Genomic DNA, 24892 nt, shown 5'->3' with positions numbered 1-24892 from the left:
GGCTCACTGGCCGTAAACGTTCTGGTAGCGCTCGTAGAGCCGGTCGACGTGCTGCGGATCGATCACGTCGGGCGTGCCGAGCTGGAGTGCGAAGTGGACGGTGCGGGCGACGTCCTCGAGCAGCACCGCGGCCTTCACCGCCTTGACGGCGGTCGCGCCGACGGTGAACGGGCCGTGGTTGCGCATCAGCACGGCCTTCGACCTGCTGGTGCTGAGGGTGTCGACGATGCCCTTGCCGATCGAGTCGTCGCCGATCAGCGCGAACGGGCCGACGGGGATGTCGCCGCCGAACTCGTCCGCGATCATCGTGAGCACGCACGGGATCGGCTCACCGCGCGCCGCCCACGCTGTGGCGTAAGGAGAATGCGTGTGCACGACTCCGCCGACGTCGGGCATGTGGCGGTACACGTACGCGTGCGCCGCCGTGTCGCTGGACGGCGCGAGTTCGCCTTCGACGAGCTTGCCGTGCAGGTCCGTCACGACCATGGCGTGCGGCCCGAGTTCGTCGTAGGACACCCCGGAGGGCTTGATCACCATCAGCTCGTGGCCGGGCACCCTGGCCGACACGTTGCCCGCGGTCCAGCTCACGAGTTCGTAGCGGGTCAGCTCGCGGTGCAGGTCGGCGACCGTGCGGCGCAGCTCTGCCGTGGGTGACATCAGCTCTTCCCCTCCAGGGCGGCACGCCGGTAGCCGCGCAGCCGGTGCATGACATCGTTGGCACCGCGACCGAAGTAGTCGTGCAGCTCCAGGTAGTCGGCGAAGAGCCGTTGGTACGCCTCGACGTTCTTCTCCTGGGGCAGGTAGACGTTGCGGCGCACCGATCCCATCGCCGCGGCGGCCTCGCGGATGTCCCCGTGCGCACCGGCGGCGACGGCGGCGTGCATCGCGGACCCGAGCGCGGGCCCCTGCGCCGAGCCGATCACCGACAGCGGCAGGTTCACGACGTCGGCGTAGATCTGCATGAGCAGGGCGTTCTTGGTGAGCCCTCCCGCGATCACGAGCTCGGTGACCGGAACACCCGACTTGGTGAACGTGTCCACGATGACGCGGGTGCCGAACGCCGTTGCCTCCAGCAACGCGCGGTAGACGTCCTCGGCCTTGGTGGCCAGGGTCTGCCCGACCACGACACCGGACAGTTCGTGGTCGACCAGCACGGACCTGTTGCCGCTGTGCCAGTCGAGCGCGACGAGCCCGTGCTCGCCGACCTCCTGGGCCGAGGCCAGTTCCGAGAGCAGCTCGTGCACGTCGATGCCGCGTTCGTGGGCCTGCTCGTGGTAGGCGGGCGGCACCTGGTTGCGCAGGAACCACGCGAAGATGTCGCCGACGCCGCTCTGCCCGGCCTCGTAGCCCCAGAGTCCCGGCACGATGCCGCCGTCGACGACGCCGCACATGCCCGGCACCTCGCTCAGCTCGGCGCCGCTCATCACGTGGCAGGTGGAGGTGCCCATGATCGCGACCATCTGGCCGGGCTCGACGGCCTGCGCGGCGGGCGCGGTGACGTGCGCGTCGACGTTGCCGACCGCGACCGCGATGCCTTCGGGCAGCCCGGTCCACTCGGCAGCCTGCTTCGTGAGCGTTCCCGCTTTGGCGCCCAGCGCGGACAGCGGGTGGTCGAGCTTGTCCGCGACGAACTTCGCGAACGCCGGGTTGAGCTCGGCGAGGAACTCCTCGCTCGGGTAGCCGCCGTCCTGGTGGATGCCCTTGTAGCCGGCCGTGCAGGCGTTGCGGGTGTACGTGCCGCTGAGCTGCCAGATGATCCAGTCGGCCGCCTCGACCCAGTGCGCGGTGGCCGCGTAGACCTCGGGTGCCTCCTCCAGCAGCTGCAACCCCTTGGCGAACTCCCACTCCGAGGAGATGAGACCGCCGTAGCGCGCGAGCCAGGGTTCCTTGCGCTGCCGGGCGAGCGCGTTGATCCGGTCCGCCTGCGGCTGGGCGGCGTGGTGGCGCCAGAGCTTCACGTACGCGTGGGGCTCCTGCGCGAACTCCGCCAGCTCGCACAACGGCGTGCCGTCGTCGGTGACCGGCACCATCGTGCACGCGGTGAAGTCGGTGCCGATACCGATCACCTGGCCGGCGTGGATCCCGGCCGCCTCGACCGCCTGCGGGACGGCGGTCCGCAGGACGTCGACGTAGTCGGCCGGGACCTGCAACGCCCACTCCGGCGGCAACGGCCTGCCGGTGGTGGGCAGCACCTGGTCCACCACGCCGTGGCGGTAGTCGTGCACAGCGGTGCCCAGCTCGGCCCCGTCGCGGACCCGCACGACCACGGCGCGACCGGACAGCGTGCCGAAGTCGACACCCACCACACACGCGTCCCGGTCGATCGTCATGTCAGTCACGACCTGAGTGTTATCGCTAACATTCCGCGAGTCAAGATGTGCCCGATACATCGTGATTTCGTTGGGAGCGCGCGAAATGTGTCTGAGGTGAGCGCACGACAACGAGGCCCGTGCGGCAGCCCGCGCGAGGCCCACAGGGATGTGACGTGCCGGTCCCCCGGCGGCTACTTGGGCGGCGGCCCGACGCTCTCGCGCTTCACCAGCGTCGGCGCGACCGTGCGCTGCGGCTGTGCGGTCTCCCCGTCGCTGACCTGCTCGAGCAGCAACCCGAGCGTCTCGTGCGCCACCGCGGCGAAGTCCGGGCGCACGGTCGTGAGCGGCGGGATGAAGTACGCGGCCTCGGGCACGTCGTCGAAGCCGACCACGCTGACGTCGTGCGGCACCCGCCTGCCGCGCTCGCTCATCGCCCGCAGCACGCCCAGTGCGAGGTGGTCGTTGGAGCAGAACACGGCCGTGACCTCGGGCATCCTGGCCAGCATCTGCCCGGCCCGGAACCCGGAGGCAGCGCTCCAGTCGGCGGCCACGACGGGCGGGAGCTCGGCGCCGACGGTGTCCAGGGCGGCCTTCCAGCCCTCCACCCTGCCCGCGGCGTCGAACCAGTCGGCAGGTCCCGACACGTGCCAGACCGTCTCGTGCCCGTAGGCGATCAGGTGCTTCGTCGCCTCGAACGCGCCCAGGGCCTGGTCGACGGTGACGAGCGGGGTCGGGCGGTCCGGGTCGCCGTCCACGGTCACCAGCGGGACCCCCGCCGGCACGTCGGCCAGGGCGTCGGCGGCCGAGGAGTTCGGCGCGATCACCACGATGCCCGCCACGCGCTGGTCGCGGTGCCGTTCCACGGCGGCGGCGATCGAGTCGCGGTCGAGCACCTTCACCCTGCCCACGCTGACCGCGAACCCGGCCTGTGCCGCCGCCTCCTCGAAGGCGGACAGCAGCGAGGCCGGGCCGTAGAGCGACGAGTTCTGCGCCACCACACCGATGAGCTGCGACTTGCCGGTGACGAGCGCACGCGCAGCGCGGTTGGGCCGGTAATCGAGTTCCTTGATGGCCGCCTGAACGCGCAACCTGGTCTGCTCGCGGACGTTCGGGTGGTTGTTGAGCACACGCGAGACCGTCTGGTGCGACACCCCGGCGAGTCGTGCGACATCGGTCATCGCGGGGTCACGCGAGGTCTTCTCCACGAGCGGTCTCCGATCCTTTGATCTGCGCCGCTGATGTTAGCGATAACACCAGGTCGGCTTCGATGCAGTGCTCATTCTCCACTCATTCGAGGCGGAATGTGGCACGTCGTCGCGCGTCCCGGTCATTCCCGGGCCGTGACAACACCATCCGGCCATTGTCGTGAGCGAGATATGTGTCCGTTCCGACACGCAGCGAGACCGCCGCGCCGTCCGCCAGTCCCGGTACGCGGACGAAGCTCGCCGCGCGCCCGTAGCCGTCGGTGTCCTCGAACGGGTCGATGCGCAGGGCGTCGCCGTCCACGCGCACGTACCGGTCGGGGAAGTTCACCGACTGCACCGCGACCGTGCTGGCGCCCAGGAACCCAGGCACGAAGCGGAACTGCGTGTCACCGAGTTCGCGGACGGCTCCGTCCACCCGCAACCGGTACTCGTAATGTCGTACCACGAGTGACGGTGCGTCCAAAGGCGACAACCGCGTGACCGGTCCGCCGTGGCCGACCGGCACGCCGAACGACGGTGTGCCGTCCGCGTTCCAGTGCAGCCGCTGCACGCGGGTGTGCCGGTTCGGGTCGAACAGCGGATCACCGACGATGTCGCGGTAATCGCGCGCGTGGTAGACGAGCACGTCCGTCGAGCCCACGGTCGTGAACGAGTTGTGCCCCGGCCCGTACTGCGACGTCGCCGCGGACGTCGTGAACACCGGCGCGGGCGACTTGGTCCACGACCGGGCGTCCAGCAGGTTCGCGTTCTCATCGGCGGTCAGCAGGCCCATGCAGTACCGCGCGTCGGTGGCGCTCGCGGAGTACGTCACGAACACCCGGCCGTTGCGGATCAGCACCGCCGGTCCCTCGTTCACCTTGAAGCCCTGGACCTCCCAGGACAACGTCGGCACGGCGATCCGCACCGGCGCGCTCTTCAACGCCAGCGGTGAGGCCATCTCGGCGATGTAGAGGTTCGAGTTCGTGGCGATGCCGGGTTCGCTCTGCGCCCACAGGAAGTACCGCTTGCCGCGGTGCGCGAACGTGGTCGCGTCCAGTGTGAACGTGTCCCATGCCGTCACCATCTGCCCGCGCAGCACCCAGCCGCTCTCGCGCGGGTCGGCGTTCGACGACTCCAGCACGTAGGTGCGGATGCGGAACGGTTCGTCCTTGTCCCCGGCGGCGAAGTAGACGTACCACCTGCCGTCGATCCGGTGCAGTTCCGGCGCCCAGATGTAGCCGCCCATCCGCCCGGACTCGGGACGCCGCCAGATGGTGCGTTCCCGCGCCGCCGTCAGACCGTCCAGTGTGGACGCTCCCCGGATCACCACCCGGTCGTACTCGGGCACGGACCCGGTCAGGTAGTACATGCCGTCGGTCGGTGGCGTGATGAACGGGTCGGCGCGTTGCTCGACGAGGGGGTTGCGGGTCGGCAGCTCCACCGGGGTGTCGGCGGCGGCAGCGGGCGCGGCGGACGTCAGGGCGGTGCCGGCGGCGAGCACGCCGCCGGAGGCCAGGAGGGTTCGGCGGGTGATCACGAGCGGCTCCTGATCCGGAGGAACGTGACGGAGTGGGGCGGGAACGTGTGCGTGAAGCTGCTCGCGACCCGGACCTGCGACGCGACGGCGCGGATCGGCTGGGTGAACTCGGTGTTCACGTCGTCGGGACGGCCCTGCAGCACGGTCGCGCGCGCTGTCGAGGCCACCGGCACGCCGAGGTCGATCCGCGTGCGAGCGGCGTCGGGCTGGGCGTTGACCACCTTGACGATCAGCTCACCGGTGGCGAGGTCGCGGGTGACGACCTGGCGGAACGGCTCGGCGGCCTTGTCGTCGGTGAACTCGCCCCACTTCTGACCGTCGAGGAACAGCGCGACGTGCCGGCCGCGCACCTCGACCCGCACGTCGTAGGTGCGGCCGGTGTCGATGCGGGTGCCGTTGGTCAGCAACGTGTTCTTGCCACCGCCGACGGCCTTCTCCACCGCCGACTGGGTGTTGTTCCAGCCGCCGAGGTTCCACCAGTAGTAGTTGCCGGTGTCCTGCACGCCGAACGCGACGAGAAAGCCTTCGCGGCCGGACTGCTTGGTGGCCTTGACGTTCAGCGTGTAGTCGCGCCAGGTCCTGTCCCCCGCGGTGACGAGGGTGTCCTCGGCGGCCGCGTCGGACTGGACGTACGCGCCGTCGACGACGTTCCAGGTGCCGCGACCGGACTTGGTCCACCTCGAATCGGTGCCGGAGAAGTCGTCGCTGAACACCGTCTGCCCGGCCGCGTCGGTCACGTTCACATCGTCGTAGCTCGCGGCGGTCGCCCAGGTGGAGAGGCCGATCGCGCCGGTGATGGGTGCCTGCGTCGACGGCGTGGCGGACGCGGTGCTCGGCACCACGTGATCGCCCACGTTCGTCATGAAGAGCTTCTGCGTCTCGTAGCTCGCCGAGCCCCACGACGCGTGGTTGTTGAACCAGATCATGTCCGGGCGCCATTGCACGTAGTCCTCGTTGGCCAGCAACGGCGCGTACGACGCGAGCTTGACGACGTCGGCGTTGCGTTCGAGGCCCGTCATGAACGCCGCCTCGCTCAACGCGTTGTAGAACCTGTTGTCCTGCGAGGCGTACTCGCCGAGGAACACCTTGGGACCGTTGCGGTCGTAGCTGTCGTAGCGGTTGTTGTTCTCCAGGAACCAGCTCGGGCTGTTGTAGTAGTGCTCGTCGATCATCTTCACGCCGGCCTGCCGGTTGAGCTGCCACAGCCGGTCGAACGTGCCGCCGGTGTCGTCGGGGCCCGAGTTGCTGACGACGGTGATCTCCGGGTACTTCGCGTTGATCGCGTCGCGGAACCGGACGAAGCGCACCATGAACTCGTCGGGCAGGTTCTCCTCGTTGCCCACGGCCAGGTGGGTGAGCTTGAACGGCTTGGGGTGGCCCATGTCCGCACGCTTGCGGCCCCAGGTCGAGTCGGCGGAACCGTTCGCGAACTCGATCAGGTCGAGCGTGTCCTGGATGTGCCGTTGCAGCAGCACGGGGTCGTCGGTGGCGCGGTTCTGGCCGCAGCCGGTGACCAGCGCGGGCACGACGGGCAGCGGCATGGCGCCGATGTCCTCGGAGAACTGGAAGTACTCGAAGTAGCCGAGCCCGTAGGACTGGTTGTAGCCCCAGAAGTTCGAGTTCGTGGCGCGCTGCTCGACCGGTCCGATGGTGTCCTTCCACTGGTACGAACGGCGGCGCTCGAAGTTCGGCGCCTCGTAGCCGTGGTGGCTGCCGGTGTTGACCAGGCAGCCGCCCGGGAACCGGACGAAGCCGGGCTTGAGCGCGGCGATCTTCTCGGCCAGGTCGCGTCGCAGGCCGTGGCCCTGGAACGTGTCCTGGGGCATCAGCGAGATCATGTCGAGGTTCAGGGTCCCGGTCCCGCCGCCGGTCACCAGGAGCCTGCCGGTGGTGCTGGTCTGGCGGGCACGGATCGTGCCGGTGTACCGGGTCCAGCCGTCGCCGCGGACCTGGACGCGGACGGGATCGCCCAGCGCGGCACCGGCGGGATCGGTGATCGTCGCGGTGAGCTGCGTCGCCTGGCCGGCGCGCGCCCACACCGAGAAGTCGTAGCGCTGGCCGCTCTGGACCGCGATCCCGCTGTTGTAGCCGGAGTTGATGACTCCGGCGGGCAGGCCCAGCCGCAGGTACCGGCGGTTGCGCTCGTTCATGCGGCCGGCGTCGTCGACGACGTCCACCGTGCCGCTGTGCGGCGCCCACGAGGTCAGGCCGTGGTAACTCGCGTTGTCGGCGGGGTCGTACTCGAACGAGCGGTTCTGCACCAGCTCGGCGTACAGGCCGCCGTCCGCGGCCCGGTTGATGTCCTCGAAGAAGACGCCGTACATCGAGTCGTCGATCGAAGGGCCACGTCCGGTGGCGTCGATCTTGAGGGTGTAGTCGGTCTCGGCGGCCGCGCCGGAGCCGGGAACGGCGACCAGGAGGCTTGCCGCGAGAGCAGCGCTCAGCAGTACGTGCTTGCGGGACACAGAGGTTCCTCCCAAGCTCGGAAGTGAGCGTTAACATAGGGCTGCGTACTCGTTACGGGCAACCCCTTGACGCGGCAGTTGTGAGCGTTCACTCTTGTCCACCTGACAGCCGCGGACACGCGGTCGAGCTCCGAGACACCGTCGTCCCTCCGGAGGAACCCCAAGTGCTGAAGAAGATCACGACCGTCGCCAGCGTGGTCCTGCTGAGCGCGCTCACCGCGTGTGGTTCGGGAGGCGGCGGTGCGAGCACCGGCTCGTCCGGTGACACCATCACGATGGGCTTCGCCCAGGTGGGCGCCGAGAGCGGCTGGCGCACCGCCAACACCAAGTCGGTCCAGGACGAGGCCAAGGCCGCCGGAATCGACCTGAAGTTCTCCGACGCGCAGCAGAAGCAGGAGAACCAGATCAAGGCGATCCGCTCCTACATCCAGCAGAAGGTGTCGGTGATCGCGTTCAGCCCGGTCGTCGAGACCGGCTGGGACACCGTGCTGCTGGAGGCCAAGCGCGCCAACATCCCCGTGATCCTCACCGACCGCTCGATCGACTCCGACGACACGTCGCTGTACAAGACGTTCCTCGGGTCGGACTTCGTCGAGGAGGGCCGCAAGGCGGGCGACTGGATGGTGGCCAACGCCACCGGCCCGACGAACGTGGTGGAACTGCAGGGAACCACGGGCGCGGCGCCCGCGATCGACCGCAAGAAGGGCTTCGAGGAGAAGATCGCCTCCAAGCCCGACATCAAGGTCGTCGCGTCGCAGTCCGGTGACTTCACCCGCTCCGGCGGCAAGCAGGTCATGGAGGCGTTCCTCAAGTCCCAGCCGAAGATCGACGTGGTGTACGCGCACAACGACGACATGGGCCTGGGCGCGATCGAGGCGATCAAGGCCGCGGGCAAGGTGCCCGGCAAGGACATCAAGATCATCACGGTGGACGCCGTCAAGGACGGCATGCAGGCGCTCGCGAACGGCGAGATCAACTTCATCGTCGAGTGCAACCCGTTGCTGGGCAAGCAGCTGATGGACCTCGCGAAGAAGGTCGTGGCGGGCGAGGACGTGCCGGCGCGGGTCGTGACCGAGGAGGGCACGTTCACGCAGGAGCAGGCCAAGGCGGCGCTGCCGACCCGCCAGTACTGAGCCGATCTCCCACACGCGAACCGCATCAGTGCTGGTGGGTGCGACAGCTTCCGGCAGCCACACCCGCCGGCACTGAGTTGGCTCCTCCAAGCCAACCGCCTCGGTGCCGGCGGGCACACAGCCTCCGGCAGCTACACCCACCAGCACTGAGCCAATCCCTACAAACCAACCGCGTCAGTGCTGGTGGGCACAGCAGCCTCCGGCAGCCGCACCCACCAGCACTGAGCAAGCTCACAAAGCCCCGCGGGACCCGTCATGGACGCGCATCCGGGTGACGGGCCCCGCGGTTCCCAGCGACGAAAGCCAGGGCCCATGACCGAGTCGCCGCCGCCCGTCGTCGAGATGCGGGGCATCAGCCTCGCGTTTCCCGGCGTGAAGGCGTTGCAGGAAGTCGACTTCCGGCTGTTCCCCGGTGAGGTGCACGCCCTCATGGGCGAGAACGGCGCCGGGAAGTCCACCCTGATCAAGACGCTGACCGGCGTGCACCGCCCCGACGCCGGGCAGGTCGCGCTCGCGGGCGAGGAGGTCGCGTTCTCCTCCCCCGGCGAGGCCCAGCACGCCGGGATCAGCACGGTGTACCAGGAGGTCAACCTCTGCGCGAACCTCACGGTCGCGGAGAACATCCTGCTGGGCCGCGAACCCCGCCGGTTCGGGGGCATCGACTTCCCGGCGATGCGGCGGCGGGCCGCGGAGGTGCTGGCGCGCATCGGCGTGCACGTCGATCCGGCGTCGAGCCTCGGCGAACACCCGATCGCGGTGCAGCAGCTGGTCGCGATCGCCCGCGCGATCGCGGTCGACTGCCGGGTGCTCGTGCTCGACGAACCGACGTCGAGCCTCGACGCGGGCGAGGTCGCGGAACTGTTCCGGATCATGCGGGTGCTGCGTGACGAGGGCGTCGCGATCCTGTTCGTGTCGCACTTCCTCGACCAGGTCTACGAGATCTCCGACCGGATGACCGTGCTGCGCAACGGAGCCCTCGTCGGCGAGCACCTCACCGCGGACGTCGACCGGCGCACCCTGATCGCGCAGATGATCGGCCGCGACCTCGGCGCGCTGGAGGCGATCGAGGACGCGGCGGAGCAACGCACGTCCCACGGCCCGGTGTTGCTGCAGGCGGAAGGCCTCGGACGCCGCGGCGCGATCGAGCCGTTCGACCTCGACGTCCGCGCGGGCGAGGTCGTCGGCCTCGCCGGTCTGCTGGGCTCCGGCCGCACCGAACTGGCGCGGCTGCTGTTCGGCGCCGATCGCGCGGACTCCGGCCGGCTCCTCGTGGACGGCAGGCAGCTCAAGCTCCGCGGACCGAGGTCGGCGATCGCGGCGGGCATCGCGTTCAGCTCCGAGGACCGCAAGGGCGAGGGCCTGGTCGCGGACCTCTCGATCCGCGACAACCTCGTGCTCGCGATGCAGGCGGCCAGAGGCTGGACCCGCCCGCTGCCGCGCCGCACCAAGGACCAGCTCGTCGAGAAGTACCTGAAGGCACTGGACATCCGGCCCGCGAACCCGGACGCGCTGGTGCGCACGCTCTCCGGCGGCAACCAGCAGAAGGTGCTGCTGGCGCGCTGGCTCGTCACCGAACCGCGGCTGCTGATCCTGGACGAACCGACCAGGGGCATCGACGTCGGCGCGAAGGCGCAGATCCAGCAACTCGTCACCACGCTCGCCGCCGAGGGCACCGCCGTGCTGTTCATCTCGGCGGAACTGGAGGAGGTCGTGCGGATCGCGGACCGGATCGTCGTGCTGCGCGACCGCCGCAAGATCGCCGAACTCGACGGGTCGACCGGGATCGACGAGGTCGTGGAACTGATCGCGGGCGGAGCCGCACCGGAGAAGGTGGTCTCGTGAAGAACCGGCTGCTGTGGCCACTGATCGCGCTCGGCGCCCTGCTGGTGCTCAACCTCGTGTTCACCCCGTCGTTCTTCACGTTGCGGATGCAGGACGGCCACCTCTACGGCGGCCTGGTCGACGTGCTGAAGAACGGCGCGCCGACGCTCCTGATCGCGCTGGGCATGACGCTCGTCATCGCCACCCGCGGCATCGACCTGTCCGTCGGCGCGGTGGCGGCCATCGCGGGCGCCGTGACGTGCGTCCACATCGGAGGGTCCGGGAGCGCGGGCACGGCGTTCGCCGGCATGGCGCTCGCACTGGTGCTGTGCGCGGTCCTCGGGCTGTGGAACGGCTTCCTGGTGGCCGGGCTCGGCATCCAGCCGATCATCGCGACCCTGGTGCTGATGACGGCCGGCCGGGGCATCGCGATGCTCGTGACCGAAGGCCAGATCGTCACGGTCAACAACTCGGCGTACCGCCAGGTCGGTGCCGGGTTCGTGGTGCTGCCGACCGCGATCCTGATCAGTCTGCTCGTGCTCGGCCTGGTGGCGCTCGCGACCAGGAAGACCGCGCTCGGGATGCTGATCGAGGCCGTCGGCGTGAACCCCCAGGCGTCGCGCCTGGCCGGGGTGCGCACCAGGACGATCATCTGGACCGTCTACGTGTTCGCCGCCGTGTGCGCGGGCATCGCCGGTCTGATGATCAGCTCCAACGTCAGCGCGGCCGACGCCAACAACGCCGGGCTGTGGATCGAGATGGACGCCATCCTCGCCGTGGTCATCGGGGGCACCTCGCTCGCCGGCGGCCGCTACTCGCTGACCGGCACGCTGCTCGGCGCGTTGATCATCCAGACCCTCACCACCACCGTCTACACGATCGGCGTCGCCCCGGAGGTGACGCTGGTGTTCAAGGCCGTCGTCGTCATCGCCGTGTGCCTGGTCCAGGCGCCGAAAGCCCGCGCCGCGTTCAGCTTCCGGAAGGTGGCCGTGTCATGACCACTCTCGCCCCGCCGTCGCGGTTCCTGCCCGTGCTGGCCACCGTCGGGTTGTTCGTCCTGGCGTTCGGCATCGGTTCGGCCCGCTACGACGGCTTCGCGTCCGGCCAGGTCGTCGCGAACCTGTTCATCGACAACGCCTTCCTGATCGTGCTCGCCGCCGGCATGACGTTCGTGATCCTCAGCGGCGGCATCGACCTGTCCGTGGGTTCGGTCGTCGCGCTGTCGACCATGGTCACCGCCTCGGGCCTGCGCGCGGGCTGGCCGGTGCCGCTGGTCGTCCTCGCGGTGCTGCTGATCGGCGCCACGCTCGGGCTGCTGATGGGCCTGGTGATCCACAAGTTCGACGTCCAGCCGTTCATCGTGACGCTCGCCGGCATGTTCCTCGCCCGCGGCCTGTGCTTCCTGATCAGCGTGGAGTCGGTGTCCATCAAGGACAGGACGTTCCGCGACGTCGCCACGGCCGCCATCGAACTGCCCGGCGGCGTGACCATCACCTACAACGTCGTGATCGCGTTGCTGGTCGTGGCCGCCGCGATGTACGTGCTGCACCGCACCCGCTTCGGCCGCACGGTCTACGCGGTGGGCGGCAACGAGTCGTCCGCGCTGCTCATGGGCCTGCCCGCCGCGCGCGTGAAGGTCGGCGTCTACGTGATCAGCGGCCTCTGCTCGTCCCTGGCCGGGCTGCTGTTCAGCCTCTACATGCTGTCCGGGTACGGCCTGCACGCGGTGGGCATGGAACTCGACGCCATCGCCGCCGTGGTGATCGGCGGGACGTTGCTCGCGGGCGGGGTCGGGTACGTGCTCGGCGGCCTCGCCGGGGTGCTGGTGCTCGGCACGATCCAGACGCTGATCTCGTTCCAGGGCACGCTCAGCTCGTGGTGGACGAAGATCGTGATCGGTGTGCTGCTGCTGGTGTTCATCGCGGTGCAGCGGACTATGGTTCGGCGGTGAGACGGACCCTCCCGCTGCTGGTCGTGCTGGTCGCCCTGGTGGGCGCGGTCGTCGGCGTGGTGGTGCTGCGTGACGGCGAGAGCGTCGCGGGCACTCCCGCCGCCGCTGCGACCACGCCCGGCACCACCACGACCGTTCCCACCACTGCCGTCACCACGACTGTCCCACCCCCGACCCCGAGCCCGTCCACTCCCCCGGCTCCGCCGGCCGGGAAGATCAAGCCCGGCGAGCCCCGCAGCGGGGTGGCGACGTTCTACGACTCCGACGGCGGCGGAGCCTGTTCCTACGACCCCGGTCCCGACCCGCTGACCGCCGCCATGAACGAGACGGACTACGAGGGCTCGGCCGCCTGCGGCGCGCACCTGCTGGTCGAGTCGGGCGGGAAGCGGATCACCGTGCGGGTCACGAACCTGTGCCCCGCGCCGTGCAGGCCGGGTCAGCTCGACCTCAGCGCGGAGGCCTTCGCCCAGCTCGCGCCGCCGGTCCGGGGCGAGATCCCGGTGACCTGGACGCTCGTGAGCCCGGAGACGCCGAAGAAGATCGCGCTGCGCTACAAGTCGGGGTCGAGCCGGTACTGGTGCGCCGTCCAGGTACTCGACCACCGCAACCCCGTGGTACGGCTCGAGGTGCTGGTGGGCGGGCAGTGGCGGCGGCTCGGACGCGCCGAGTACAACTACTTCCTCGCCGAGGACGGTGCCGGGTGCGGCGGGCCGATCGCGATCACCGACGTCCACGGCGAACGCCTGGTCGTCGACGCCCTCCCGGTGCGGCCCGACGTCGTCCAGGCCACGAACCTCCAGTTCCGGCGCGCCGGGTAGGTCGAGTGGTGGAGGTGATCCCGCGCCCGGGACCACCTCCACCCGCGGTCACCCCTCCTGACCGCGATACACGAAGCTGACGAAGTCCGCGGTGGACGAGCTCTCGACCCCCTCGCCGGACGCGAGCAGTCCGATGTGGACGCCGGTGAACCCGCCCGCCGCCTGGGTGCTGAGCATCCGGCCGTCGAACGACTCCCCCACCTGCTGCCACTCGCCGTCACCGGTGGCCGCGAACGCCCGGTGCTCCTGCCCCGAAGCCTCGAAGCACAGCCGCACCAGGCCCTCCCCCACCGTGACGGCGGCGAGCACCTCTTCACGTCCGGCCGAGCGCCGCACCAGGCTGACCTCACGCCCGGCACCGAGCAGGAGCCGCACGTGGTGGTCGTTGTTCTGCCACAACACCAGTCCCGCCACCTCGGACGGGCCCGCAGGCGCGAAGTCCACCGAGCAGGACACGCGGAAGCTCTGGTGCTGCTGCCGCCGGAAGACCGCGCTCGGCGTGCCCAGACCCGTGATCGAGTCCGGGCGCAGCCGCATCCGGAGGCGGCCGTCGACGACGGACCAGAACCTCTCGTCCGGCGTGCGCAGGACCATCCACGCGGGGTCGAGCGCGCTGAAGTCGTCGCCGGGGTCCGGCCACGGGTACGGCGGCAGGTCCGGCAGGTCGTAGGTCATCTCGACGCGACCGGTGCCGGGGCTGAAGACCGGTCCGCCCGCCTCCCACCTCACCGGCACGAGGAACGTCTCGCGCCCCAGGTTGTAGACGTACCCGCCGTACGGCCGGGTCGCGAGCAGGACGGCGAACCACTCCCCGCGTTGCGTCCGGACGAGGTCGGCGTGCCCGGCGGCGGCGATCGGGTGGTCGCGGCCGAGGTGGCGGTGGGTCAGCACCGGGTTCAGCGGTGAGCTCCGGTACGGGCCGGTGACCGCGTCCGCGGTCGCCACGACCACCGAGTGCTCGAAGTCCGTGCCGCCCTCCGCGCACAGCAGCACGTAGCGTCCGTCCACTTCGTACAGGTGCGGGGCTTCGAGCCACACCGAGTCGCGCATCGCACCGGTCCACAGCACGTGCTCGTCGCCGACCAGCCGCAACCCCACCGGGTCGAACTCGCGCAGCCACACCTCGGTCTGCCCGGGCGACCCGCCGGGCACCTCGCGCGTCGCGGTCCACCACGCACGGCCGTCGTCGAAGAACAGCGACGGGTCGAAGCCGTCCGCCTCGGGCAGCCAGTGCGGTTCCGACCACGGACCGGCCGGGTCCTGAGCCGTCACCACGAAGTTGCCGCTGCGCTGCACGCCGTCGACCAGCGTGCACACCACGTAGAACGTCCCGTCGTGGTGCCGGATGGTCGGCGCGTACAGGCCTCCGGACGGCCGCACGCCCTGCAACGGCAGCTGCGAGGGCCGGTCCAGCACGTGCCCGAGCAGGCGCCAGTGCACGAGGTCGCGGCTGTGGTAGAGCGGCAACCCCGGAAAGTACTCGAACGTCGACGTGACCAGGTAGTAGTCCGATCCCGCCCGGCACACCGACGGATCGGGGTGCGAGCCGGGCAGGACCGGGTTCCGAAACTGTCCCAAGTGGACGCTCTCCGTTACGGGTTGAGCCGGGTGTAGGCGGGCTTGGGGCGGAGGTCCACGTCGAACAGGCAGGCCGCGTCCTCACCGGGGAACACGCCGGGCACCCACGAGTGCCGGTCGGTGAAGCCCCAGGTGGTGAACTCGACGCACCGCCGCACGGCGTGGCACGCGTCCCAGACCTGCTCGAAGTAGTCGGCCTGCGCTTCCAGCTTCTCCGGCGTCACCGGCACCGGGATGCGCACGTCGGCCTCGGTGATCGCCACGTCCACGCCGAGCGCCGCGAACCGGGCGATGTTCTCCTTCATCCCGGACGGGAACCCGTACAGCAACGACAGGTGCCCCTGGATGCCGACGCCGTGGATCGGCACGCCCTGCTTCTTCAGCTTGCGCACCAACTCGTACGTCGCGTCGCTCTTGGGGTTGAGCCCCTCGATGTTGTAGTCGTTGATGTACAGCTTGGCCTTCGGGTCGGCCCGGTGCGCCCAGCGGAACGCGTCGGCGATGTAGTCGTCGCCGAGCTTCTCCTGGAACACCGTCGGCCGCCGCGTGCCGTCCTCGTTGAACGCCTCGTTCACGACGTCCCACGCGCGGATCTTGCCGCGGTACCGGCCGGCCTCGGTGAAGACGTGGTTCTTGACGACTTTCCGCAGTTCGGCCGCCTCGAGCCCGGCGACCCAGTCGGGCAACTGGCTGTGCCACACCAGCGTGTGGCCGCGCACGGACTTGCCGGTCCGCCGGGCGTAGTCGACGATCGCGTCGGCGCCGGACCAGTCGTACTGGCCGCGCACCGCCTCGACGGTGCCCCACTTCATCTCGTTCTCGGGCGTGACGCTGTCGAACTCCCGCGTCAGCACCTTCCGGTAGTCGGCCTCGGCCTCGAGGTGCTGGACGGCCACCGCGCTGCCCACGTACCTCTTCGTCACGTCCTTCAACGGACGCGCGGCCGACGCGGGCGCCGACTGCACCAGCACCACGAGCAGCGCAAGACCAACGGCTAATCGGGTTCGCACGGTCTCATCCCTTCACGGAGCCGGTCAGTCCGCCGACCATCCGGCGTTCGGCGAGCACGAAGAACGCGAGCGCGGGAATCATGGACAACGCCGTGAAGGCGAGCACCTTCGCGGTGTCCTGGGTGTGCTCGGACTGGAACATCGCCACCCCGAGCGGGAGGGTGAAGTTGGTGGAGTCGTTGAACACCAGCAACGGCAACAGGTAGAAGTTCCAGCTGGTCACGAACGCGAGCACGGACACCGTGATCAGCGCCGGCCGCGAGAGCGGCAGCAGGATCCGCCAGAAGAACCCGAGTTTGGCGGCGCCGTCGAGCAACGCCGCGTCCTCCAGCTCGCCGGGGATCGCGTTCATGAACGGCCGCAGGATCACGATCGTCACCGGCAGCGAGAACGCCGCCTCCGGGATCGCGACGCCGAGCGGGTTCTCCAGCAACCCCAGCTGACGCAGCCACAGGTACAGCGGCAGCGTCGCCACGCCCAGCGGGAACAGCAGGCCGAGCGTGAACAGGGTGTAGACCCCCTCACGCCCCCAGAACCGGTAGCGGGACAACGCGAACGCCGCCATCGCGCCCAGCACGACCGCCAAGGTCGTCGCGATCACCGCGATCAGCGCGCTGTTGCCCAGCAGCCGCCAGAACACCGGCGAGCCCGCCACCTCCGCGTAGTTGTCCCACACGAACGGGCCGGGCAACCCGGCCGGTGAGGCGTTGATCTGCGCCGTGGTCCGGAAACCGCCCAGCACCACGAACAGCAGCGGCACCACCGTCACACCGATGACGGCGAACGCGGCGAGGTAGCCGACAGCGTTACGACGTGACATCTCAGCGCACCCCCGTCAACGCGCCCTCGGTGTCGCGACGCAGAGCGAACCTCTGGTACAGCAACGCGAACAGGAAGCAGATGATGAACAGGATCACCGCGACCGCGCTGCCGAAGCCGAACTCGTAGCGCTTGAATCCGTGGTCGACCAGGTAGGTCGCCATCGTCGTCGAGGCGTTGGCCGGCCCGCCCAGGGTCATGATCCAGACCAGGTCGAACAGCTGCAACGACCCGATCACCGACAGGAAGATCCACACCCGGATCGTCGGTCCCAGCAACGGGAGCACGACGTGCCGGGTGATCTGCCAGGCGCTCGCGCCGTCCAGCGCCGCGGCCTCGCGCAGCTCCGGCGGCACGCCCTGCAGACCGGCGAGCAGCAGGATCACGCCGAACCCGATGTACTTCCACGTGATCACGAGGAACAACGTGTAGAGCACGATCGACTGGTCGGCGAGCCACAGCTGCACCAGACCGCCGAGACCGACGCCGCGCAGCACCTCGTCGACGAACCCGCCGGGTTGCAGCATCAGCAGCCAGATCACCGCGGTCACGGCCTCGGACAGCACGTACGGTGCGAAGACGACCATGCGCAGGAACGTCCGGCCGCGCAGCTTCCTGTTGAGCAGCAACGCGAGGCCGATGCTCAACGGCAGCTGCACGACGATGGACAGCACCGCGATGATCAGGTTGTGCCCGATGGCACCCTGGAAGACCTCACCGGAGAAGGCGTCGACGTAGTTGTCCAGCCCCACGAAGTCCGTGATCGGGCCGAAGCCGTTCCACGAGTAGAGGCTGTAGTAGCCGGCGACGCCGATGGGGATGAGCACGAACCCGGCGAACAGCACCAGTGCCGGTACCAGCAGCAAGGCGAGTTCGAGTCGGGTGCGCAGGCGGGACCGCCGCCGGGTGCCCCCGGCCGCTGGCGCGTGCGGCACGGGGGCGGTCGGCGGCCGCGTGGTGATCGCGGCACTCATCACTTGTTCCCGGCAGCTGCTTCACTCACCGATTTCACGATCGTGTCCGGTCCGCCCTGGCCCGCGAAGAAGTTCGCGATGGCGTCGTTCAGGGCCTGACCGACCTTCGTCGGGAAGGCGGTGTCGAAGTAGAGCTGGACGTGCGACGCCTTGGTCATGACCTCGGCGATCGCCTTGTGCGGTTCGCTCTTGAGCGCGGCCACGCCCGCCGGGGTCACCGGCAGACCGGAGTTGGTCTCGGCGAGGATCTTCTGCACGTCGTCGCCGACCAGGTGGCCGAGGAACTCCGCGCACGCCGTGGCCGCGCGGGTGGTGCAGGAGAAGCCGTCACCGCCACCGAGCAGCACGCTCGGATCGCCCTGACCGCCCGGAACGCTCGGGAACGGGAACCAGCCGATCTTCGAGCCGAGTTCCTTGTCCTCGGTCAGCGCCTGCATGACGTCCGGGTTCCAGTCGCCCTGCAGTTCCATGGCGGCCTTGCCGTTGGCCACCAGGCCCGCCGAGCTGCCCGCCCCCTGCTGAGCGGGCGTCCCGACGAACCCGTCCTGGAACGGTTTCGTGTCCAGGAAGCTCTTGAGGTTCTCGCCCGCCTTGAGGAAGCACGGGTCGGTGAGCTCGGTCTTCTCGACCGCCTTCTTCAGCGTGTCGACCGAGCACTGGCGCACCGCGAAGTACGCCCAGTAGAACGCGTCCGGCCAGCGGTCCTTGCCGCCGAGGGCGATCGGTGTGACACCAGCGGTCTTCAGCTTGGTCACCGCCGCGTTCAGTTCGTCCACAGTGGTCGGTGGCGTGGTGATTCCGGCGTTGGCGAACACGTCCTTGCGGTACCAGAACCCGACCGCGTGCATCAGGTACGGGGCACCGTACTGCTTGCCGCCGACCTTCCAGCCGTCGGCGTTCTTGGCCAGCGGGCCGATCCAGCCGGAGGAGGCCTGACTGATGTCGGCGATCTTCCCGGACTTGATCTGGTCGGCGAGAGCGCCGCCACCCCACTGCTGGAAGAGGTCCGGCGGGGTGTTGCCCTGCAACGCGAGCGGCACCTTCGTCTGGAACTGCTCGTTCTGCAGCGGTTCGATCGTGAACTTCGTGTTCGGGTGGCTCTTGGTGAAGTCGTCGGCGATCTGCTGCCACTTCGACTTCATCGGTTCGGTGGTCCGGTTGTGCCACCACGTGAGCGTGACGGGTCCGTCGGTGGAGGCGTCACCGCCGCCGCCGCTGCACCCGGCCAGCACGAACGCCGCGGCGGCGAACAGAGCAAGGGGCTTTCTGGAACGCATGGGGGTCCACTCCTGACGACGTCGGCCGAGTTGGACTGCCTGTGTTGGGGCCAGAGACTCCCGCGTGAACCCACCTCGTGTCAATCGTTGTCGATAACGTTTTACACGGCTAGCCTGGCCGGGTGCCCCCTCGTTCTCGCGTCACGATCAGGGACGTCGCCGCTCAGGCAGGCGTCTCGGTAGCCACCGTGTCCAAGGTCCTCAACAACCGTTACGGCGTCTCGCCCGACACGTTCGCGCGGGTCACGGCCGTGATCAAGGATCTGGGGTACGAGGCGAGCCTCGTCGCGCAGAGCCTGCGCAACCGCCGCACGAACGTCATCGGGATCCTCGTCGCCGACATCGAGCCGTTCAGCACCGAACTGCTCAAGGGCGCGGCGGACGCCATCCGCGGCACCGGGTTCGAACTCGTCGTGTACTCGGCGGGAGGCAGGACCGGTGATCCGACGGGCTGGGAACTGCGCTACCTCACCAGGTTGAGCGGCACGCTGGTCGACGGCGCCGTGCTGGTGACGCCCGCGGTCGACCTCGAGGGCATTCCCGGCACCCCGGTCGTGGCCGTCGACCCGCACACCGGCCGCGCGGCACTGCCGACGGTCGACTCCGACAACCTCCACGGCGGCCGGCTCGCGACCGAGCACCTGCTCGCGCTGGGGCACCGCAGGATCGCGATGCTGACCGGTCGCGCGGACCTGAAGTCCGCGCAGCAACGCGAGACCGGCTACCGCGGCGCGCTCGCCAGCGCGGGTGTCGCGGTCGACGAGGACCTGGTCCGCAGGGGTGACTACGACGCCGGCGTGGCCGCCGCGTCCGCCAGGGAACTGCTGGCCGGTCCCGACCGCCCGACCGCGATCTTCGCCGCCAACGACACCACCGCCATCGCGGCCATCGAGGCCGCCCGCGAGCTCGGCCTGCGGGTGCCGGAGGACCTGTCGGTGGTCGGTTTCGACAACATCCCCGAGTCCGCGCTGTGCACACCGCCGATCACGACGGTGCAGCAGCCGATACGCGAGATGGGCCACCAGGCGCTCGAGTTGCTGGTGCGGCTCATCAACGGCGAGGAACCCGCCGACACCCACATCACCCTGGGCACCGAACTGGTCGTCCGGCAGTCGACACGTCCACCGACACCCTGAGGTTGTTCCTGTGACGACAGAAGCCACCACGCCGGACGAGGTCTGGCGCAACCCGCACGCCCCCGTGGCCGATCGAGTGCGCGACCTCGTCGCGCGCATGACGCCGCAGGAGAAGATCGCCCAGCTGCAAGGGATCTGGGCAGGCATCGACGCCGCCGGTGAGATGGCACCGCACCAGCACGAGTTCGCGGTGGCACCGCAGGACTTCGACGAGCTGACCCGGCACGGCCTCGGCCAGCTCACCCGCGTCTTCGGCACCCGGCCGATCGCACCGGAGGTCGGCGCGCGCACGCTCGCCCGCACTCAGCGGCAGATCATCGAGTCGAGCCGGTTCGGGATTCCCGCGATCGCGCACGAGGAGTGCCTCACGGGGCTGGCCGCCTGGCAGGCGACCGTCTACCCGTCACCGTTGTGCTGGGGCGCGACGTTCGAACCGGACCTGGTGCGGCGCATGGCCGAGCGGTTCGGCGGCTCGATGCGGCGGCTCGGCATCCACCAGGGCCTGGCCCCTGTCCTCGACGTCACCCGCGACCTGCGGTGGGGCCGGGTCGAGGAGACCATCGGCGAGGACCCGCACCTGGTCGGCACGATCGGCGCCGCCTACGTGACGGGTCTCGAGTCGGCGGGGATCGTCTCCACGCTCAAGCACTTCGCGGGCTACTCGGCCTCCCGGGCCGGGCGCAACCACGCGCCCGTCTCGATCGGGCCGCGCGAGTTCGCTGACGTCGTCCTGCCGCCGTTCGAGATGGCGCTGCGGGCCGGTGCGCGCTCGGTCATGAACTCCTACGCCGACAACGACGGCGTACCCGCCGCCGCCGACACCTCCCTGCTCACGGACCGGCTGCGCGACGAGTACGGCTTCACCGGGACCGTGGTGTCGGACTACTTCTCGGTGGCGTTCCTGCACAAGCTGCACAACGTCGCGGCCGGTCGCGAGGACGCGGCCGCGCTGGCGCTGACGGCGGGGATCGACGTCGAGCTGCCCACTGTGGACTGCTTCGGTGAACCGCTGCTGGAGGGCATGTACTTCGACCGCGTGGACGCGGCGCTGGTCGACCGGGCGCTGATCCGCGTGCTGACCCAGAAGGTCGAACTGGGCCTGCTCGACCCCGACTACTCCCCCGCGCCCGCCGCGGACCTCGATTTGGACGACGCCGAGTCCCGCGCGCTCGCCCGCGAGGTCGCGGAACGTTCGATCGTGTTGCTGCACAACGACGGCGTGCTGCCGATGTCCGGGCGCAGGCTGGCCGTCGTGGGCCCGCGCGCGAACGAGCCCGGCGCGATGATGGGCTGCTACTCGTTCCCGCTGCACGTCGGCGTGCACCACCCGGACGTCGAGATGGGCATCGAGGTCACCACCGTGCTGGAGGCGTTGCGCGAGGACCACGACGTGGTATTCGCACGCGGCTGTCCCGTGGTCGGCGGCACCGACGACGAGATCGCCGAGGCCGTCGAGGCGGCCCGCCAGGCGGACGTCTGCGTGGTCGTGCTCGGCGACCAGGCGGGCCTGTTCGGCAACGGCACGTCCGGCGAGGGCTGCGACGTGGCGGACCTGACGCTGCCCGGCCGGCAGGAGGAACTGCTCGACGCGGTGCTCGGCACCGGCATGCCGGTCGTGCTCGTGCTGCTCTCGGGCAGGCCCTACGACCTGTCCCGGCAGATCGACCGCCTCGCCGCCGTCGTCTGCGGCTTCTACCCCGGCCAGGAGGGCGGGCGGGCGCTCGCGGATGTCCTCAGTGGACGGGTCAACCCGTCGGGCCGGCTGCCGGTCAGCTTCCCCGGCACCGGGTCGAGCCAGCCCTCGACGTACCTCGCGGCCCCGCTGGCCGCGCGCACCGAGGTCAGCTCGGTGGACCCGACGCCGCTGTTCCCGTTCGGGCACGGGCTGTCCTACGCGCCGGCCACCTGGGTGACCGCCGGTTGTGAGGAACGCGAGTGGCCGACCGACGGCTTCGCCCGCGTGCACGTGGTCCTGCGCAACGACATGGACGTCGCGACTTCCGAGGTCGTCCAGATCTACCTGCACGACCCGGTGGCGGAGGTCGCGCGGCCGGTCCGGCAGCTGATCGGCGCCCTGAAGGTGGACCTCGAACCCGGTCAGACCAGGACGGTCACGGCCCGGCTGCACGCCGACCTCACCTCCTACACCGGCCGCGCGGGTCACCGCCAGGTCGATCCCGGTGACGTCGAACTGCACGTCGGCACGTCGAGCGCGACGATCCACACCGCGCTGAAGCTCTCGATGACCGGACCCGCGCGGCGGGTCGGGTTCGATCGGGTGACGACACCCGAGTTCTCCTGAGCAACCGCCCGCCAGTCCCGTCCGCACCACCCGAGCCCTTCTCACGTTCTCCTGCCGCACGCGGGGCCCTCGCGTGCGGTCCACGCGAACGAAAGCTCCCCGCGTGCACTCCGGCAACGTGAAACGCGCTCGTGAAACGGCGCGACCACGGACAGGACTTCCGGTCGAGTGCACAGGCCGTGTCCTGCGGGTTCGCCAGGTGAGAGGCGCGGGCGAGAGTCCCTCCGGGGCCCTCGTCCGCCGCTCTCACCGACGAGACTCGCAGGACGGGGCCTAGCCACTTCCCCGGTCCCGGCCCGGTAGCGTCCACTGCGGACGGATCGGGCCGCCGGAGGGGTGTTCGTGGTGCTGGAGATCAGCGGACTGACGTGGGCTCTGACGATCGGGGTGATCGTCGCGCTGCTGGCGGTCGACCTCGTGCTGGCGGCGTGGCGGCCGCACCGGATCGGGTTCCGCGAGGCGACGCTCTGGTCGGTGTTCTACATCCTCGTCGCCATCGGCTTCGGCGTGTGGTTCGCGAGCGTCCACGGCGGCGGGTTCGGTGCCGAGTACTTCGCGGGCTACATCGTCGAGAAGAGCCTGTCGGTCGACAACCTGTTCGTCTTCGTGATCATCATGACGACGTTCCTGGTGCCCGAGGAGCACCAGCACAAGGTGCTGACGTTCGGCATCGTGCTGGCGTTGATCATGCGCGGCATCTTCATCGCGGTCGGCGCGACGCTGCTGTCGTTGTTCACGTTCATGTTCCTGCTGTTCGGACTGTTGCTGATCTTCACGGCCGTGCAGCTGTTCCGGCACCGAAACGAAGATCCCGACGTCGAGAACAACGTCGTCGTGAAGACCGCGCGCAAGATCATCCCGGTCACCGACGACTACGTCGGTGGCAAGATCTTCACGCGGGTGGACGGCCGGCGGCTCGCCACGCCGTTGTTCGTGGTGCTGGTGGCCATCGGCGGCGTCGACCTGCTGTTCGCGCTCGACTCGATCCCCGCGGTGTTCGGCGTGACCGAGGAGCCCTACATCGTCTTCACCGCCAACGCGTTCGCGCTGCTCGGCCTGCGGGCGTTGTTCTTCCTCGTCAAGGGTCTGCTCGACCGGCTCGTGTACCTGTCGGCCGGGCTCGCGGTGATCCTCGCGTTCATCGGCGTGAAGCTGATCCTGCACTGGGCGCACGTGGACATCTCGGCCTCGGTTCCCGAAGTCCCGACGCCGCTCAGCCTCGGCGTGATCATCGGCATCCTGGTCGTCGTGACGGTCGCGAGCCTCGTCAAGACGCGCAACGACCCGTCGGTCAAGGCCCACCCCGGTTCGTTGCGGGGTTCCCGCAAGGACGAGCAGCGTTAGGGCTTTTTCACGCCCTGCTTGCCCTTGGGCTCCTTGGGCCCGCCCTTGCCGGGGCCGCTCCTGTCCGCCGGCTTCTTCTCGTGGTTCACCGGCCTGCCCTGGTCCACGACCTGGACGGGCGCCGGCGTGTCGACCTGCGCGGCCGCCGGCTGCACCACGACGGGTGCCACCTGCGGCTGGGTCGTACCGGGGGCGGTGGTGGCGGGCGGCTCCGAGCCCGTGTCCGTGACGCTGTTCCAGGTGCTCATGCCGGTGCCGATCGCCGAGCACAACACGACCGCGGACGCGACGCCGAGCAGAGCCCGTGACCGGAGTGGCCGGCGCGGCACGGGCACCACGACGGTGGGAGCGTCCCCCGTCGGCTGCCGCAGCGCGGAGGCGCACTCGTGAGCGGTCGGGCGGCGGGCCACGCTGAGCGACGTCATCCTCGTCAGCAGCAGCACGAGGTCGAACGGCAGGTCGTCGGGAACGGCCGGGGGCCGGTGCAGCCGGGCGACGGCGCACTCGACGTCCGCGCCCTCGTACTCGCGGCGGCCGGTCAGGCACTCCAGCAGGACCAGGCCGAGCGCGTAGACGTCGACGGCCGAGGTGATCGCCTGGCCGCGCACCTGTTCCGGCGCGAGGTAGGCGGCGGTGCCGACGACCTGGCCGGTCTTGGTGATCCCGGCGATGTCCGTCGCGCGCGCCAGGCCGAAGTCGGTCAGGCGCGGCAGGTTGTCGTCGTCGAGCAGGATGTTGGCGGGCTTCACGTCGCGGTGGACGAAGCCTCGTTCGTGAACGTGCGCAAGGGCGTCGGCCAGCGCTGAACCGAGCCGCCGCACCTCGTCGACGGACATCGGCCCGTCCGTGATCCGGTCGCGCAGGGTCCTGCCCTCGACGAGTTCCAGCACCACGTACGGCGTCTCACCGCCGGGGTCGGCGTCGAAGACCTTCACCAGGCCGGGGTGGGAGAGGCCGGCGAGTGCGCAGATCTCGGCGTCGATCCTGCGGGCGTCCGCGCGGCCGTCCCCCGGCCGGAAGAGCTTCACCGCGACGTCGCGCGCCAGCAGCACGTCCTGGGCGCGGCGCACCTCGGCGAACCCGCCCTCGCCGAGCAGTTCGCCGAGCCGGTACCGGTCGGCGAGCAGATCACTGTCCGTCGGCATGGGCTTGGACCTTTCGGTTCGGGCTGGACCGCACAGGGGTGCCCATCTCACCGCTGCTCCAATCGTGGAACCTGGATCTTCCTCGG

General features: G+C 69.8%; 19 protein-coding genes. 8 read left to right on the top strand and 11 right to left on the bottom strand.

Translation table 11 applies throughout. The features are described 5' to 3' along the window. Nucleotides 1-3: 3 nt before the first annotated feature. The 5 genes from QSK25_RS03550 to QSK25_RS03530 form a co-directional block, all read right to left on the bottom strand. Entirely contained in the window at nucleotides 4-657 is a 654-nt protein-coding gene (locus QSK25_RS03550) for an L-ribulose-5-phosphate 4-epimerase (protein ID WP_285632501.1), read from the bottom strand. Continuing rightward, nucleotides 657-2330 carry a ribulokinase gene (gene araB, locus QSK25_RS03545; RefSeq protein ID WP_285633005.1) on the bottom strand — a complete coding sequence of 558 codons (1674 nt, stop codon included), beginning with the start codon at nucleotides 2328-2330 and terminating at the stop codon, nucleotides 657-659. Before araB ends, QSK25_RS03550 begins: the two co-directional genes overlap by 1 nt. Nucleotides 2331-2503: 173 nt before the next feature. Then, the gene (locus QSK25_RS03540) at nucleotides 2504-3490 is read right to left on the bottom strand and encodes a LacI family DNA-binding transcriptional regulator (RefSeq protein ID WP_502881802.1); all 987 of its coding nucleotides are present in this window, start codon (nucleotides 3488-3490) and stop codon (nucleotides 2504-2506) included. Nucleotides 3491-3599: 109 nt separating this feature from the next. Continuing rightward, nucleotides 3600-5033: a family 43 glycosylhydrolase gene (locus tag QSK25_RS03535; RefSeq protein ID WP_285632495.1), complete on the bottom strand. Its 1434-nt coding sequence runs from the start codon at nucleotides 5031-5033 to the stop codon at nucleotides 3600-3602. Continuing rightward, the gene (locus QSK25_RS03530) at nucleotides 5030-7498 is read right to left on the bottom strand and encodes an alpha-L-arabinofuranosidase family protein (RefSeq protein ID WP_285632492.1); all 2469 of its coding nucleotides are present in this window, start codon (nucleotides 7496-7498) and stop codon (nucleotides 5030-5032) included. Before QSK25_RS03530 ends, QSK25_RS03535 begins: the two co-directional genes overlap by 4 nt. A gap of 164 nt (nucleotides 7499-7662) precedes the next feature. Between QSK25_RS03530 and QSK25_RS03525 the strand changes: the two genes are divergently transcribed. The 5 genes from QSK25_RS03525 (at nucleotide 7663) to QSK25_RS03505 (ending at nucleotide 13221) form a co-directional block, all read left to right on the top strand. Then, nucleotides 7663-8631: an ABC transporter substrate-binding protein gene (locus tag QSK25_RS03525; protein WP_285632489.1), complete on the top strand. Its 969-nt coding sequence runs from the start codon at nucleotides 7663-7665 to the stop codon at nucleotides 8629-8631. 312 nt (nucleotides 8632-8943) lie between these two features. Next, nucleotides 8944-10473, top strand: coding sequence for a sugar ABC transporter ATP-binding protein (locus QSK25_RS03520; protein ID WP_285632486.1), 1530 nt, complete (start codon nucleotides 8944-8946; stop codon nucleotides 10471-10473). Next, nucleotides 10470-11450, top strand: coding sequence for an ABC transporter permease (locus QSK25_RS03515; protein ID WP_285632483.1), 981 nt, complete (start codon nucleotides 10470-10472; stop codon nucleotides 11448-11450). The genes QSK25_RS03520 and QSK25_RS03515 overlap by 4 nt, the downstream gene beginning before the upstream one ends. Further along, entirely contained in the window at nucleotides 11447-12403 is a 957-nt protein-coding gene (yjfF, locus tag QSK25_RS03510) for a galactofuranose ABC transporter, permease protein YjfF (RefSeq protein WP_285632479.1), read from the top strand. The genes QSK25_RS03515 and yjfF overlap by 4 nt, the downstream gene beginning before the upstream one ends. Further along, nucleotides 12400-13221, top strand: coding sequence for an expansin EXLX1 family cellulose-binding protein (locus tag QSK25_RS03505; protein WP_285632476.1), 822 nt, complete (start codon nucleotides 12400-12402; stop codon nucleotides 13219-13221). The genes yjfF and QSK25_RS03505 overlap by 4 nt, the downstream gene beginning before the upstream one ends. 48 nt (nucleotides 13222-13269) lie before the next feature. On the opposite strand, the gene QSK25_RS03500 is transcribed toward QSK25_RS03505, so the two are convergent. Genes QSK25_RS03500 through QSK25_RS03480 form a run of 5 tightly spaced genes read right to left on the bottom strand, consistent with a single transcriptional unit; the run spans nucleotide 13270 to nucleotide 18879 of the window. Further along, nucleotides 13270-14799 carry a glycoside hydrolase family 43 protein gene (locus tag QSK25_RS03500; RefSeq protein ID WP_285632473.1) on the bottom strand — a complete coding sequence of 510 codons (1530 nt, stop codon included), beginning with the start codon at nucleotides 14797-14799 and terminating at the stop codon, nucleotides 13270-13272. 14 nt (nucleotides 14800-14813) lie between these two features. Further along, nucleotides 14814-15809 carry an endo-1,4-beta-xylanase gene (locus QSK25_RS03495; protein WP_285632470.1) on the bottom strand — a complete coding sequence of 332 codons (996 nt, stop codon included), beginning with the start codon at nucleotides 15807-15809 and terminating at the stop codon, nucleotides 14814-14816. A 4-nt stretch (nucleotides 15810-15813) separates the two neighbouring features. Then, nucleotides 15814-16629 (bottom strand): carbohydrate ABC transporter permease, encoded by an 816-nt coding sequence (locus QSK25_RS03490; RefSeq protein ID WP_285632467.1) that lies wholly within the window; start codon nucleotides 16627-16629, stop codon nucleotides 15814-15816. 1 nt (nucleotide 16630) lies between these two features. Beyond that, entirely contained in the window at nucleotides 16631-17602 is a 972-nt protein-coding gene (locus tag QSK25_RS03485) for a carbohydrate ABC transporter permease (RefSeq protein WP_285632464.1), read from the bottom strand. Then, a complete protein-coding gene (locus tag QSK25_RS03480; RefSeq protein WP_285632461.1) occupies nucleotides 17602-18879 on the bottom strand; it encodes an extracellular solute-binding protein in 1278 nt (425 codons plus the stop codon). The genes QSK25_RS03485 and QSK25_RS03480 overlap by 1 nt, the downstream gene beginning before the upstream one ends. 122 nt (nucleotides 18880-19001) lie before the next feature. On the opposite strand from QSK25_RS03480, the gene QSK25_RS03475 reads away from it, so the two are divergent. The 3 genes from QSK25_RS03475 (at nucleotide 19002) to QSK25_RS03465 (ending at nucleotide 23661) form a co-directional block, all read left to right on the top strand. After that, entirely contained in the window at nucleotides 19002-20015 is a 1014-nt protein-coding gene (locus QSK25_RS03475; protein WP_285632458.1) for a LacI family DNA-binding transcriptional regulator, read from the top strand. A gap of 10 nt (nucleotides 20016-20025) precedes the next feature. Continuing rightward, nucleotides 20026-22317 carry a beta-xylosidase/alpha-l-arabinosidase gene (locus QSK25_RS03470; protein ID WP_285632455.1) on the top strand — a complete coding sequence of 764 codons (2292 nt, stop codon included), beginning with the start codon at nucleotides 20026-20028 and terminating at the stop codon, nucleotides 22315-22317. Nucleotides 22318-22662: 345 nt separating this feature from the next. Then, nucleotides 22663-23661 (top strand): TerC family protein, encoded by a 999-nt coding sequence (locus QSK25_RS03465; RefSeq protein WP_285632451.1) that lies wholly within the window; start codon nucleotides 22663-22665, stop codon nucleotides 23659-23661. Here QSK25_RS03465 and QSK25_RS03460 read toward each other — a convergent pair. After that, entirely contained in the window at nucleotides 23658-24806 is a 1149-nt protein-coding gene (locus QSK25_RS03460; protein ID WP_285632448.1) for a serine/threonine-protein kinase, read from the bottom strand. The genes QSK25_RS03465 and QSK25_RS03460 overlap by 4 nt on opposite strands. Nucleotides 24807-24892: the final 86 nt, after the last annotated feature.

It is taken from the genome of Lentzea sp. NBRC 102530 (assembly GCF_030269365.1).
Lineage (GTDB): Bacteria > Actinomycetota > Actinomycetes > Mycobacteriales > Pseudonocardiaceae > Lentzea.
The sequence above is the reverse complement of the archived record's forward strand: the minus strand, read 5'-3'. Positions and strand labels throughout refer to the sequence as shown.